Here is a 12625-nt window from a genome sequence, read left to right as displayed (position 1 = left end):
GGACGACCTGGTCAAGAATCTCAAAAACCTGGAGCCGGCCATCAAAGCGCTCGCCGATGTGGGACCGGAGTTCGGCATGGCGATCGCGGCGGGATTCGTGTTCCCGTTCACCCAGAACTTCGTCGACCGAGCGGTCCGAGGTGATTACTTCAACCTGCACGTCGATCTGGATCTCTCGATTCCACGGCTCAAGAAGGGATTGCTGTTGGGGACCCACTGGGGACAGCTCGACGAACCCGTGGTACCGGAGCCTGGGGACCCGTATCGCATGAATTACACACTTGATCCGTTGCATAACCCGCTGAGACCACCGTGGGTCGATCCCAATGCGCTTCCCCTGCCTGGGCCTCCACCTGGGGTCCCGCTGCCTGGAAATGCGCCGGGTGCGGCTCCGCTGCCTGGGCCGCCGCCGGCAGCGGTGCCTGACGCGGGTCTTGGCCAAGTGCCGCCGGCAACGGCACCGACGGGAGGTGGCGGATAGATGCTGACGCGCTTCGTTCGGCTCCAGCTGTGGATTTTCACGATCGTCGGGACCCTCGGCGTGATCGGGATGGTCCTCTTCTACATCCAAGCGCCGACCCTGCTGGGCATTGGCCGGATGACGGTGACGCTGGAGCTGCCGGCTACCGGCGGCCTGTACCAGTTTTCCAACGTGACCTACCGTGGGGTTCAGCTCGGCAAGGTCACCTCGGTGGGTTTGACGCCGACCGGTGCGAAAGCGACGCTGTCCCTTAACACTTCACCCAAGGTCCCCGCGGACCTGACGGCGCAGGTGCTCAGTGTCTCTGCGGTAGGTGAACAGTATGTGGACCTACGGCCCAAAACCGATTCGCCGCCGTACCTGCACGACGGCTCGGTTATCGCCGCGCGCGACACGACGATTCCGCAGGCGGTCGGGCCGATGCTCGAGCAGCTCAATGCCTTGGTCGGCAGCATCCCGAAGACCAAACTCGGCCAATTGCTGGACGAGACCTTCCAGAGCTTCAACGGTTCCGGTTACGACCTGGGCTCACTGATCGATTCCACAGAGACACTGTCCCGCGACTCCAACAGCGTCGTCGATCGCACCAAAGCCCTCACCGAAGACACTGGGCCGCTCTTGGATACGCAAGCACGCACCACCGATTCGATCAGGACGTGGGCACGTAGCTTCGCCGGGATTTCGGATGTGTTGGTGGACAACGATTCCCACTTCCGCACCATCCTGCAAAACGGACCAGGTGCTGCGGACGAGGCCTCCCGGCTGCTCGAACAAATCAAACCGACACTGCCCGTCTTACTTGCCAACCTGACCACGATCGGGCAGATCGGCGTCACCTACCACCCCTCGATCGAGCAACTGCTGGTGCTGCTGCCGTCGTCGGTTGCTATCGAGCAGGCTGCTACGGGCGAAAACCATCCCGACGGTAAGGCCTGGGGCGACTTCGCACTCACGATCGACGACCCGCCTATTTGCACGGTCGGCTTCATGCCGCCCAACACATGGCGATCCCCGGACGACCTGAGCGACATCGATACACCGGACGGGTTGTATTGCAAACTCCCGCAGGATTCACCAATGGCGGTTCGCGGTGCGCGCAACTATCCCTGCATGGGTCACCCCGGTAAACGCGCGCCTACCGTCGAAATCTGCAACAGCGACAAGCCGTTCATGCCGCTGGCGATGCGCCAGCACACTCTCGGTCCCTACCCTCTGGATCCGAACCTGCTCGCCCAGGGCGTCCCGCCCGACGACCGGATTACGGGCAACGACAGGATCTTCGGCCCGGTTGGGGGAACGCCGCTGCCGCCGGGAGCGGTGCCGCGTGGAACACCGGCGGGGCCGCGGGGAGAAAATCCACCACCGGACACGGTTGGCGCAGCTGTACCCCCCGTGCCGTCGTCGGGACCGAGGCTGGCGCCTATCTCGCCAATGTCGGCTGACGTTCCGGCTTTTGCCCCACTCGACGTCCCGGCACCCGGAGAGCTTCCCGCGGCACCCCCGCCACCCGCTGCGCCAGCACCACAGGATCAGGTCAACGGTGGACAGCCTCAGGCTGCGCCAAGCTCGTTCGGAGGCAACGCATCTAAGCCCGCGCCGTCGATCGTGGTGGCAAAGTACGATCCGCGCACCGGTCGGTATGTCGGTCCGGACGGGAAGTTGTACCAGCAGTCGGATCTCGCGACGTCTCAGGCGCCTAAAACGTGGAAGGACATGCTTCCCACTTAAGGCCGTCTGCGGCTGGGCCGGCAATGAAGCGCCGACCCGCCCGGTCAGCTCAGCTGGTCCAGGCGCAACGGCATTGCGATATCAAGCCACTGGTTTTGCCCGCAGGCCCCGCTTGGGCCGACCGTCTTGTCCTTGCCGGAGAGCGTCCGCGAGCCGATTTGAAATCCACCATTGTCGTTCACTGGGAAGAATGAGAAGGTCTGCTGTCCGGGGAACGCGGTGCCGTCTTCGCACCGCTCCCAATTCGGTACTTCGCGCTTCACCTTCCACACCTGCCCATCATTCATATATAGGGCCGCGCTCCAGCCCTGGTCGCTCCTCACCGTGCCGTGGCATTCCTGGAATGTGTCGCACGTCGAGCTGATGGTCCATGTTTGGTAGACCGTCGGCTCGCCGAAGTATTGGTCATTTCTCTGGGCGTAGTCGCCGATGGACGTAGCGCGGAATGTCCCGTTGATGGCCACCTCTTCCTTCGTTGTCGCCCGGGCTGTGGAGGCAGTGCCCAAACCGCCGAATACGGTGGCAGCCACCAGCGTTGCGGTGGTGAGTGTTTTAGCTGAACGCATCAGGTGCTCCTCGAAGCGCATAATCCGACAGTGCCTCTGGCAGCTTTTCGCCATCGGTTGCGGCGTTCTCGAGCGATGACGTTACACCGCTTCGGCCGACCCGGTAACGGTTAGAACAAAGATTTGCCGCGCTCATCCAACCGGGTCGAATTTCGCGATCAACCAGGAACCGTCGATCTTTCTCAGGGTGACGAGCACGCTACTTTCGTTCTTCGCGGGATCTTTCTTTTGCATGCTTGCTGTGGTCTGGTCGACGAAAACCAGCACGACGGCCGAATCAGGATGCAAATCCGAAACTGCGGCCCGACTCACCTTGGCGGTCGCCGTCAGTTGCAACTGCCGCGCCGTGGGCCCGACGATATTTTCGGAGAATTTGCTGTAGTAGGCCAAAAACTCGCCGGTGAGATGCGATTTCGCGGTGGAGAAATCGCGATCCAAATGGTCGTAGGAATACGACAACACCGCCACGGCGCCATCTGACGCCGCCCGGATTGCCCGGTGTGCCGCCGCATCGCCGACCCGCTGATCCGGCCGGTACACAGTGAAGTACACCCCGGCAGCAACTCCCACGGCGACAAGGACCAACGTTGTCGCGACTATTGAACGCCACCTTGCCAAACACCTTCTGGCCCCGCGCCGGATCGCTGCCAGCCGGCGCAAGCGTGCCGACCCCTCGTCAGCGGGTGACCGTCCATCTTCATCGGCGGGCGGAGTTTCCAGGCCGTCAATTGCTGCTGCGGTGCTGTCCAGCGACGAGTCACGCTCGACAATCATGACAGGTAATCAACTTTCGACATCTTGAGCTGACCGCCGTCGCGGTCCAGATTGACACTGAGCCGAAACAAGGCCGGTGGGGGTTTGGCGTTATCCGGCCCAGTGGCATCGGTTTTCGCCGTCACGAGCACGACTCCCGAATTGTCGCTCAACGACTCGACGGCGACGGCTTCCACGGTGACCTTGCTGCCGACCTTCGAGTCCTCGGCCTTCTTGACCATGAGGAGTGACATCGCTGACAGTTGGCTGTTGAGGTCGCCCGTCGAGGCATCGATCATGCGCTGGACGTCCTCCTTGGCATGATCGGGGTCAACCGACATCAGCGTCGTGATCCCTTGCCGGGCGGCTGAAGTGAACTCCGCCGCGAGCTGCCGATTGTGCAATGCGATGTGGTGCTGCCACAGCATGTAACCGCTCGCGCCGAGAGAAGCGGCGGCGACCACGACGCCGACGCCGACGGCTATCGATTTGCGCCCTGGGCGGCGGAGCCACCGCGGACGCCCTGGGCGACGCGGCGACCCTAGCCGTTTCCGGGTCGGATTTGCGGGGCGCTGCTCGGCATCTCGAGACACGGCGTCGTCGTCTGCGTCCCCGGTTTCCGCGGCCCGGCGCAGCTGCGCGAGGCGCGCCCGAGCCGCCTCAGCGCGCGCCTCAGCCTCGGCAACTTCGTCTTCTGCGTCCGTTTCCGAGGCGGGCGCTGCGGCGCCGGAGTCGACCGCGGAGCGCGACTGTGGTTCGCCGGGACTGGTTACATCCCTCGCGTCACCACAATCGTCGGCGTCGGGGCCCTCCGGATCGTGCACGGAGAAGAAGCTTATCACTTCGGGCTGGGCTCAAAGCCTTAGTCTCGCAGCTGCCTTCGTCGCTCTTACATGCGGAAATGCCCGCTTGTCAGGGAACGGGACGGAGTAGCGTTCGGGGGTCCTGCTCCTGCGGCAATTCTTGCGCAGGCGATCTTCTCCAACCAGGAGAATTTTCTTTTCAGGTGTGGCAAAGTAATCGGGTGCGAATAATCGTGGCCCTATTTGCCGCGTTGCTCGGCGCCAGTGCGCTGGCCGCGCCGCCGTCCTTCGCCGGGCCCACCGTCTGCGACTACCCCGACTGCACTCCGGGCATCATGGCGCATCAGGTCCTCGGAGCACCGTGTGACAACACCACCTACTACGCCTTCGGTGTCACGGACGGTTATGTCTCCTTCGCCTCGCAGCCCGGACGCCTGATGTTCTGCGGTTCGCCGAGGAGATATCAGCCGCGATGGTTCCGGTCACCTCCAATGGCGGGAGTCAAGGACGAAGGCGCTAACTGCCAGAACTACCAGAACTACGTCGCGCAGTCGCCCGATGGCCTTTTCCTGATCTGTTTTGCCCACGACGGCATTATGAGCTGGGTCCGCGCCGACACGTAGCCTCCCTGTTCTTCGGTAGTGGGTCAGTCCGAAGCCGGGTAATTTGCCGGCGACTTTCGGGCACGTGGGAATTCAAGCTGACTGAAGACTCTTATCGGTCAGTCTGAAAGAGTTAGGATTCAGCAAGGGCGACGTTAGGGAGCCGATCGCGATGCAGATCCTCAATTTCAGTAACGGCCAGCGAGCTATTCGCTCCAGCTATCAACGCCGTTGCGGCTATGTAGCTGCGGCGGTCGGCATGGCCATCGCCGTCCTGCCCATCGCCCCGGTCGTGCTGCTGGGGGCGCCGTCTGCTCGCGCTGACACCGGCATCGATGGTTACGTTCGCTGCGTAGGCGGCGACGCGAAGCCCCCGCCGCCGGGGGTAGACGCAGAAGTTTGGTTTCCCAGCGTTCATGTGATCGCGAACGATCTCGATTCTGGTGTTCCTTCTGACCAAGTAGCCCGGATTTTAGTGGGTATGGGAGTCAAGCCGAACGATGCCGTTACCCGAGTGCGGTGCTTTCTCGCCAACCAACCCCGCGGAGAAGGGCATTGACGCGGTCAGGAAATCCGGTATCGACCCAAGACCGTTGATCTGACAGACGAGATTTCCAAACTGACCCACTACCTGGTTGTTCCCTCAGCTGGATGACTTCGGCGCTTCCTGGCGCAAACCGAGCAGGCGCCGGATCATGTCGGTAAGCCGCGCGAGCAGTATGTCGTCGTCAATGTCAGCGACCAGCGGGTGCATGACGGCAGTGCTGATCGCCCCAGAGAACATGGCCGCCTCGATCCGCCCGTCTAACCCGGCATCGCTCAGCAGCACTCGATACAGCCGGTCCATAAACCGTTGCAGCGGCTTGTGTTCGGCCAGCAATCGCACCACGACGGGATCGAACTGCAGCGTCCGCACCAACCGGCGGTCGCGAACCGCCATTTCGACCACGCGTTCCAACAGCGCATCGCGGGCCTGCGGCCCGTCGCCGTATGCCTCGGCTTCCTCGAGCGCCGGAAGCAGCCGGCCGAGTTCGCGTTCGGTGACCGCGATCACGATCTGGTCCTTGGTCGGGAACTGATGGTACACAGCAGCTTTCGTGATCCCGACGGCGTCTGCGATCATCTGCAGCGACGTGCCGCTGACGCCGTGCTGTGCGAACAGATCGAGCGCTGCATCGAGTACCCGGGTCCGGGCAGGACTGTGCGCAACGACCCTCAGCTCCCCGTCGGTGAACGGCTGCCGTGCTGTTCCCACTCAACGAGACTAGACGACGCCTATTGACCGAGGCTAGCCGACCGGCTAGCTTCGGTGTCGAGCCGAATGGGGCCATGCGATTTCGTGCTGAAGGGAGTCACCGATGTCCGACATCGGCGGGAGCGACGCAACAGATCCGCCAGTCCCGCACGCGGCGATGCGGCGTATCGATGGCGAGGTCGTTCTGCTGTGGACGTTGCCCGTGGCGGTGATCCTCTGGATCGCCGCCTTCTTCCTGTTTCCGGGCTTCAATCCGCCGATGTCACCGACGATGCCTGCGGAGCAGGTTGCCGCGTTCTATCGGGATCCGGCCCACGTTCCAGAGATCCGGTACAGCATGATCGTGTTCAACTGGTTCGGCGTGTGCCTCGTCCCGATCCTGGCGCTGATTGTGCTGCAGATCCGCCGGATGGCACATCGGACGCCGATCTTCTCCTACGCGATGCTGGGTTGCGTGGCCGGCGGTCCGACTCTGTTTCTCGTCGCCAACGTCTGCTGGCTGCTGGCTGCCTTCCGCCCGGAACGCAATCCGGAGCTGACTCAGCTGCTCAACGATTTCGGTTGGATCACCTTCACCATCGTGGTCCCGTTTCTGATCGGGCAAAGCGTAATCTTGGCCCTGGCAATCTATTTCGACGACCAGACACGTCCGGTATTCCCCCGTTGGGTGGCTCACTTCAACCTTTTGGTGGCGGCCGCGTTGGTGCCCGCTGCCTTCGTTGGCGTGTCATTGACCGGCCCGCTGGCGTGGGACGGCTTCCTGTCGTTCTGGGTGAAAAATGTTGCCATCGCGGTCTGGATCGTCGTGATGGGCGTCGTGTTGGGCCAAGCCATTTATCGGGAGCGCGCCGAGAACCCCGGGCGCCCAGATGAACTGGTCAACGCATGAGCGCGGTGATCACACCGCCGACGACCCCGGCCGCGCCGCCCCCGGGCCCGCTGTATCGGCGGACCGCCTGGCACCTGTGGCACGGCCCCAAGCGCGAGCTCTGGCTGGCATGGGGGGTACTCGTCGTCTTCTACAACTTATTCTTCCCGATGTTCTTCATCGTGGCGCAAGTCCAACCCCCGCCCGAACCCACCTGGGATCTCGCGACACAGGTCCACTGGTTCTCCGAACGCCACCTCGGCATACCCTTTGGCTTTGGGATCATCTTCGCCATCAGCGGCATGATCGCCATCAACAACGCCCTCATCGCGTACTCGATGCGACGCATGTCGGTCAGCCGCGCCTTCGGATATTCGTATCTGATCATCTACTCGCTCAGTGCGGTTCCCGGAATGCTGCTGCTCTGTATCGCCCTGATCGTCGGGACGTTGCGACCCGAGCGCGACCCCGAAGTGATCGGTTGGCTCTACGACTTCGCCTTCCTGTCTTTCGACGGAACCATGGGAGTCTTCCTGATCGGCTCGCTGATCTGGATGGTCGCGATTCTGCTCGACAAGAACCGGGTGTTCCCCAAATGGTTCGGCTATCTCAACCTCTGCAACGCACTGACCGAGGTCGTCGTGGCGCCCTGCTGGATCTTTCGGCGTGGCGTGTTGGCATGGGACGGCGAGATCGCTTGGTGGCTGGACATGGTCGTGTTCGGCATCTACCAAGTCACTTTCATCGTCATGCTGTTTCAGATGATCCGGCGCGAAGACTTCGGTACCGGGCCGCTGCCGGACCCGCCGGGGAGACGGAAAGCCGATCGAGCAGATGCCAAGGCGGCGGCCTGATGTCCGATCTCGGCGAAGCAACCAGGCGAGCTAGATTCGTGCCGGGTCAGCCGGACATGTGGGCCTTCGTGTTGTTCGAGACACTGGTTTTCACTGCATATTTCGGCTTCTACCTGTTCTTTCGAGCCCGAAGTCCCGAGCTGTTCTTACACTCCCAGGCGCACCTGGACCTGCGTATCGGCGTATTCAACACCCTGGTCTTGCTGCTCAGTTCCTGGTCGGTGGCGCGTTGTGTTCAGTCGTCGCGCGCCGGTGCATACCGGGCGGCGCTGCGAGACGTGTTCATCACGGTCGCATTCGCCGCAGTTTTCCTCTTCTTCAAGGTGTTTGAGTGGGTGCGGCTGGTCCACACGGGAAACGGGTTCGACAGCAACGACTTCTTCACCTACTACTTCTTTCTCACCGGGATCCATTTCGTCCATCTGCTGATCGGCTTCGTCGTCCTCGGCATCATCGTTTACCAACTCCGAAGTGCGGCATCGAGATCGCGGGAATCCCAGCAAATCGTCGAAACGTGCGCTACCTACTGGCACACCGTCGACTTCCTGTGGGTGCTCATCTTCGCGCTGCTGTACGTGGTGAGGTGAGGCGTGAAATTCAACAAGAGGCTGCTGGTGGTGTGGGTGATCCTGGCGTTGCTCACACTCGGCTACCTGTGGATTGACCACACGGTCGACGGGTCGCTGAAGTCCAGTGCGGTGGTGACGTCGAGCGTCATCGTGATCGCACTTATCAAGGTGCGCATCATCTTTCGCGAGTTCATGGAGGTGCGAAACGCTCCGGTTCTGCTCTGCCGGCTGACCGACGCCTGGGTGGTGGTGATGGCCGTCGCGATGCTCGGCTGTTATTTCGTCGGAACGCAGATCCGCTAGTACTCGCCCAACAGCGGTTCAGCCCACGGGTGCGACCGCATCCGCGGTCGTGAACGACAGGTGCAGTTCGCTCAAGCCCCGCAAGATATACGTCGGCTCGTAGGTGTATCGACGGTCAGCGACCGGCCCGTGGTGGGCTTCGTTGATCGCGATGTGCGGCATCCGATCCAGGATGCGTTCGATCGAGACCCGGCCTTCCACGCGCGCAAGAGGTCCACCCGGGCAGGAGTGCACCCCGCGGGCAAAGGCCATGTGTTCGCGAACATTCTTGCGGCGCAAGTCGAACTCGTGCGGGTTCTCAAACCGGCGCGGGTCGCGATTGGCGGCCCCCGGTAGCACCATCACAACGGTGCCCGGGGCTATATCGACGCCGCCTACCGAGGTTGCCCGGCGGGCCAACCGGCAGTCGCTCTTGACCGGGCTGTCCATGCGCAGGGATTCCTCGATGAACCCGGGAATCAGGCTGCGGTCGTCGCGCAGCTGCTGTTGTACATCGGGGCGGTCGCCAATCACCTGGAGTGCGGCGCTGAGCAGCTTCGCCGTGGTCTCCTGTCCGGCGGCGAAAAGGAACGTGGCCGAGCGGGAGATTTCGATGACCTCGGGTGTGGATCCGTCTGGATATTTCGCGGTCGCCAGCGCGGTCAGCACGTCCTCGCGCGGATTGCTGCGGCGATCCTCGATATAGGAACAGAATTTGTCGTCGAGCCACTCCAGTGGGTTGGTGCCGACCGATTCGTGGTCAAGTGCCCCCACCCGAGCGCCGGGACGGTCGGCTCCCAAGACGGAGCGGAACTCCTTGTGATCCTCCTCGGGAACGCCGAGCAGGTCGGCGATCACCAAGGTGGCGAATGGCTTGGAATACTCCGAGATGAACTCGCACTCACCGGTGCTGAGGAATTCGTCGAGTTGGCGGTCGGCGAGGCGCCACATGAATTCCTCGTTGTGCTTCAGCCGGCTCGGCGTCAGCAGCCTGCTCAGCACCGACCGAGCCTTTGTGTGGTCCGGCGGATCCATGGTGACCATGTGCTCGTTCATCGGAAACGAACTGCGGTGCTGATCGATCAGCGGGCTGATGTCGTCGCCCTCGACTTGGAAAGGCAGCGGCGGGAACGGGCCGCCGAGCGCGACGATATTTGAGAACGTCTCGGGGTCCTTGTAGACCTCGGTGGCCTCCTCGTAGCCGGTGACTGCGACGACCCCATAGTGTGGCAAGCGCAGCACCGGGTTTTGGCTGCGCAGGTAGTCGAAGTAGGGGTGCGGATCTGGGACCAGAGACTGATCGGTGAAGAAGTCGATCGAGTCGTAGTTGCTCATCGGATTGTGTCTCCCTGGGCTGGGTTTACCGGTGATGTTCGGCGGCATGCGGTAACGCCGCCCGATTTCGAGAATCTGCTGAGCACCTGCTTAGCACGGCGGTAATGTCGTGGTCAAGGACACGACGCCGTGCCGCGCTACGATTCCCGTGGTCGGCAGGCGAGCGCGGACAGGACGGAGAGCGGCATGACATCGGCCCGCAGGATCGGGGCGCCCGACGCCAAGAACCGCGGCCTGCTGCTCGACGCGGCCGAGCAATTGATGATCGAAGAGGGCTACGCCGCCGTCACGTCGCGCCGTCTGGCGAACAAGGCAGGGCTGAAACCTCAGCTGGTGCACTACTACTTCCGCACCATGGAGGAGCTGTTCCTCGAGGTCTTCCGCCGCCGCGGTGAAGAAGCGCTCGAGGTGCACGCCCAGCTGATGCAGTCGTCGCAGCCGCTGTGGGCGGTGTGGCGATTCGGGACTGATCCCGCATTCACCCGGATTTCGATGGAATTCATGGCGCTCGCCAATCACCGCAAAGAGATGCGTGCCGAAATCGCCTATTACGCCCAACGTTTCCGGGAGGAACAACGGCAAGCGGTGACCACTGCGCTGCAGCGGTATGGCGTGGACAACACCGAGATGCCGCCGGTGGTGGTTTCCGTGCTGATGTCCAGCCTGTCGAGATTCCTGGTGCTCGAGCAGGCGGTTGGTATTTCTGCCGGTCACGCGGAAACCGTGGAATTAGTCGAGAACTACCTACGCCGGCTTGAGGGCGAGCCGCAGCCGATCGAGGGTGTACCGGAAACCTGGGTCGTTCACCAGTTCCGCAGCGAGCAAAGCACGCCTTTGAGGCCGTCCTTGGCTACGACCACGACGCCGTCCACCGCCAGCACGCAGTGAAGCCCCGGTGTGCCGGGCTCGGTGCCCGTGCTCGCCACGACCATCGCGTAATCGTCGGGGTCGGTCATGTCCACATCGAACGTCCATGGCTTGCCCGGGCCGAGATCGACGTCGATGTGCGGTGTGAACGAATAGGGGTTGTGGCTGTAATCGGAGAATCTTGCCGGCTGTTGGTCCAGGTAATAGATGTCCGTGTAGATCGGATTCTCGGCGGTGACGGCGTACTTGACGTGATGCATGATCGGGCCGGCGGTCGGGTCGGCATGGGCCCGTCCGGTGCTCACGGCTAAAGCGGCACCCACCACCAGCCCTGCCACAGTCATCGCCGATCCGGTGCTCAGAAGTCTCTTCACGCTGGTACTCATGTCGCTCCTCCGGCGGCCGGGCGCGGCTTGGCGTTTCGGTTCATTACCCGCTCTGCGGCCTGCCAGTGCGCGTCGGCAACCCACAAACGTGCAAAGGATGCTATCGCCTCATCAGGCGAAACACCGCTGATTACCCGTTTTATCTCCGCAGCCGGTTGGCGGGCCAGCGAGATGGCAAGCGAACGCCAGCCTTCCTCGAAGGAGGCGCGCGGCAACACCACGTCCACCAACCCCATCCGCTCGGCCTCGGCGGCATCAACGGTTTTTCCGCTGCCGGCGAGAAGCAAGGCTTTGCTCTTTCCGACCAGGGCTGCCAGTCTCTCCGCACCGCCCCAGGCCGGCATGATTTCCAGCGTCACCTGATTGAACGCAATCTTGATATCGCTTGCGGCAACCCGGATGTCGGCGGCAACGGCCACTTCGGCACCACCGCCGAAGGCGTGGCCGTTGAGCGCGGCGATCACCGGCGCGGGAAAGTTCGCCAGTTGGTCGCAGATGGTCCGCATCCGCTTTGCCATCGCGGCGGCATCCTCTTCGGTGCGCAGCGCGCTGAGCTCCTTGAGGTCACCGCCCGACACGAATGCCCGATCGCCGGCACCCTTGATCACCAGGGCTGCGGCACCCGCGGCCGCATCGAGTGCCTTTTCCAGCTGGTCCATGGTGTCGAGCGCGATCGCGTTGCGCGCGTGGGGGCGGTCGATCGTGAGTACCGCCAACCCATTGTCGAGCTCCAAATCCAGCATGCGTCTTTGCTCCTCGAAGAGCTGTCGATATTGGCATTCTCGTGCGGCGAGAATAGCATCATCGCTGCAGGCTAAAAGGGCTTGTTCATCAAGGATAGAGGTGGCCCGGTGCAGAACCGAATCGTCGCGGCGGCCGCCGCGGTGCTCGCTGTGGCCGGGCTCGGGGCGTGCACGTCGCGACCGCCGACCCAACTCTCCAGCACGGCGTCCGTGACCGTCAACGGTAACGACGCGAATTTCCACATCGTGAAGTGCAGTCAACGGGAATGGACTCGGACGATCGATATCGGCGGCAACTTTGCCGGAGCCAAGGTTGTTATCGACGAGGGGGCGCAACCGGCGACAGCCCAGTCTGTGCGCATCCAAAATCTTGGTGGGTTCACCGGGATGTACTCCCGGGGCGGCGGCAGCAGCGCCGACATGAGCATGAGTGGGGACAAATTCACGATCACCGGCACCGCCAACGGTTTCAAAACCGACAAGCCGAATGAAGCGGCGTCTGCCGAATTCAAAATCATCGCCACCTGCTGACC

16 protein-coding genes and 1 pseudogene are annotated in these 12625 nt (G+C 62.6%); 10 read left to right on the top strand and 7 right to left on the bottom strand.

Annotated elements, in window-relative coordinates; all coding sequences use genetic code 11:
* Together ACZY0B_RS17565 and ACZY0B_RS17560 are read left to right on the top strand one after the other, a co-directional pair.
* Positions 1 to 481: pseudogene (locus tag ACZY0B_RS17565) on the top strand (MCE family protein); the annotation flags it as partial.
* Positions 482 to 2209, top strand: coding sequence for an MCE family protein (locus ACZY0B_RS17560; RefSeq protein ID WP_463765414.1), 1728 nt, complete (start codon positions 482 to 484; stop codon positions 2207 to 2209).
* A 44-nt stretch (positions 2210 to 2253) separates the two neighbouring features.
* On the opposite strand, the gene ACZY0B_RS17555 is transcribed toward ACZY0B_RS17560, so the two are convergent.
* The 3 genes from ACZY0B_RS17555 to ACZY0B_RS17545 form a co-directional block, all read right to left on the bottom strand.
* Positions 2254 to 2775, bottom strand: a complete 522-nt coding sequence (locus tag ACZY0B_RS17555) for an Rv2253/PknI dimerization domain-containing protein (RefSeq protein WP_463765424.1) — start codon at positions 2773 to 2775, stop codon at positions 2254 to 2256.
* A gap of 132 nt (positions 2776 to 2907) precedes the next feature.
* On the bottom strand, positions 2908 to 3549 hold the full coding sequence (locus tag ACZY0B_RS17550) for a hypothetical protein (RefSeq protein WP_463765413.1): 642 nt from the start codon (positions 3547 to 3549) through the stop codon (positions 2908 to 2910).
* Positions 3546 to 4352 (bottom strand): hypothetical protein, encoded by an 807-nt coding sequence (locus ACZY0B_RS17545; protein WP_463765412.1) that lies wholly within the window; start codon positions 4350 to 4352, stop codon positions 3546 to 3548. The genes ACZY0B_RS17550 and ACZY0B_RS17545 overlap by 4 nt, the downstream gene beginning before the upstream one ends.
* Positions 4353 to 4552: 200 nt before the next feature.
* Here ACZY0B_RS17545 and ACZY0B_RS17540 point away from each other — a divergent pair, with 200 nt between their 5' ends.
* Positions 4553 to 4954 (top strand): hypothetical protein, encoded by a 402-nt coding sequence (locus tag ACZY0B_RS17540; RefSeq protein WP_463765411.1) that lies wholly within the window; start codon positions 4553 to 4555, stop codon positions 4952 to 4954.
* Between the two features lie 238 nt (positions 4955 to 5192).
* Complete coding sequence (locus tag ACZY0B_RS17535; RefSeq protein ID WP_463765423.1) at positions 5193 to 5492, top strand: hypothetical protein; 300 nt, start codon at positions 5193 to 5195, stop codon at positions 5490 to 5492.
* A gap of 84 nt (positions 5493 to 5576) precedes the next feature.
* Here ACZY0B_RS17535 and ACZY0B_RS17530 read toward each other — a convergent pair whose 3' ends face one another.
* On the bottom strand, positions 5577 to 6188 hold the full coding sequence (locus tag ACZY0B_RS17530) for a TetR/AcrR family transcriptional regulator (protein WP_463765410.1): 612 nt from the start codon (positions 6186 to 6188) through the stop codon (positions 5577 to 5579).
* 103 nt (positions 6189 to 6291) lie between these two features.
* Between ACZY0B_RS17530 and ACZY0B_RS17525 the strand changes: the two genes are divergently transcribed.
* From ACZY0B_RS17525 to ACZY0B_RS17510, 4 genes are read left to right on the top strand one after another with little or no spacing between them, the layout of a single operon-like run.
* Entirely contained in the window at positions 6292 to 7077 is a 786-nt protein-coding gene (locus tag ACZY0B_RS17525) for a hypothetical protein (RefSeq protein ID WP_463765409.1), read from the top strand.
* Positions 7074 to 7910 carry a hypothetical protein gene (locus ACZY0B_RS17520; protein WP_463765408.1) on the top strand — a complete coding sequence of 279 codons (837 nt, stop codon included), beginning with the start codon at positions 7074 to 7076 and terminating at the stop codon, positions 7908 to 7910. Before ACZY0B_RS17525 ends, ACZY0B_RS17520 begins: the two co-directional genes overlap by 4 nt.
* Positions 7910 to 8497, top strand: a complete 588-nt coding sequence (locus ACZY0B_RS17515) for a cytochrome c oxidase subunit 3 family protein (RefSeq protein WP_463765407.1) — start codon at positions 7910 to 7912, stop codon at positions 8495 to 8497. The genes ACZY0B_RS17520 and ACZY0B_RS17515 overlap by 1 nt, the downstream gene beginning before the upstream one ends.
* Positions 8498 to 8500: 3 nt before the next feature.
* A complete protein-coding gene (locus ACZY0B_RS17510) occupies positions 8501 to 8782 on the top strand; it encodes a cytochrome C oxidase subunit IV family protein (protein ID WP_463765406.1) in 282 nt (93 codons plus the stop codon).
* A gap of 18 nt (positions 8783 to 8800) precedes the next feature.
* On the opposite strand, the gene ACZY0B_RS17505 is transcribed toward ACZY0B_RS17510, so the two are convergent.
* Positions 8801 to 10096 carry a cytochrome P450 gene (locus tag ACZY0B_RS17505; RefSeq protein WP_463765405.1) on the bottom strand — a complete coding sequence of 432 codons (1296 nt, stop codon included), beginning with the start codon at positions 10094 to 10096 and terminating at the stop codon, positions 8801 to 8803.
* A gap of 186 nt (positions 10097 to 10282) precedes the next feature.
* Between ACZY0B_RS17505 and ACZY0B_RS17500 the strand changes: the two genes are divergently transcribed.
* Positions 10283 to 10984 carry a TetR/AcrR family transcriptional regulator gene (locus tag ACZY0B_RS17500; RefSeq protein ID WP_463765404.1) on the top strand — a complete coding sequence of 234 codons (702 nt, stop codon included), beginning with the start codon at positions 10283 to 10285 and terminating at the stop codon, positions 10982 to 10984.
* Here the strand turns inward: ACZY0B_RS17500 and ACZY0B_RS17495 are convergent.
* Together ACZY0B_RS17495 and ACZY0B_RS17490 are read right to left on the bottom strand one after the other, a co-directional pair.
* A complete protein-coding gene (locus tag ACZY0B_RS17495; RefSeq protein WP_463765422.1) occupies positions 10900 to 11307 on the bottom strand; it encodes a hypothetical protein in 408 nt (135 codons plus the stop codon). The two genes, ACZY0B_RS17500 and ACZY0B_RS17495, sit on opposite strands and share 85 nt — an antisense overlap.
* Positions 11308 to 11345: 38 nt before the next feature.
* A complete protein-coding gene (locus ACZY0B_RS17490; RefSeq protein ID WP_463765403.1) occupies positions 11346 to 12092 on the bottom strand; it encodes an enoyl-CoA hydratase/isomerase family protein in 747 nt (248 codons plus the stop codon).
* Between the two features lie 108 nt (positions 12093 to 12200).
* On the opposite strand from ACZY0B_RS17490, the gene ACZY0B_RS17485 reads away from it, so the two are divergent.
* Positions 12201 to 12623, top strand: coding sequence for a lipoprotein LpqH (locus ACZY0B_RS17485; RefSeq protein WP_463765402.1), 423 nt, complete (start codon positions 12201 to 12203; stop codon positions 12621 to 12623).
* Positions 12624 to 12625 lie beyond the last annotated feature (2 nt).

This window comes from Mycobacterium sp. IDUB_19, from assembly GCF_055419445.1.
Note: the sequence above shows the minus strand (reverse complement) of the source record. Positions and strands in the feature narration are given on the sequence as shown.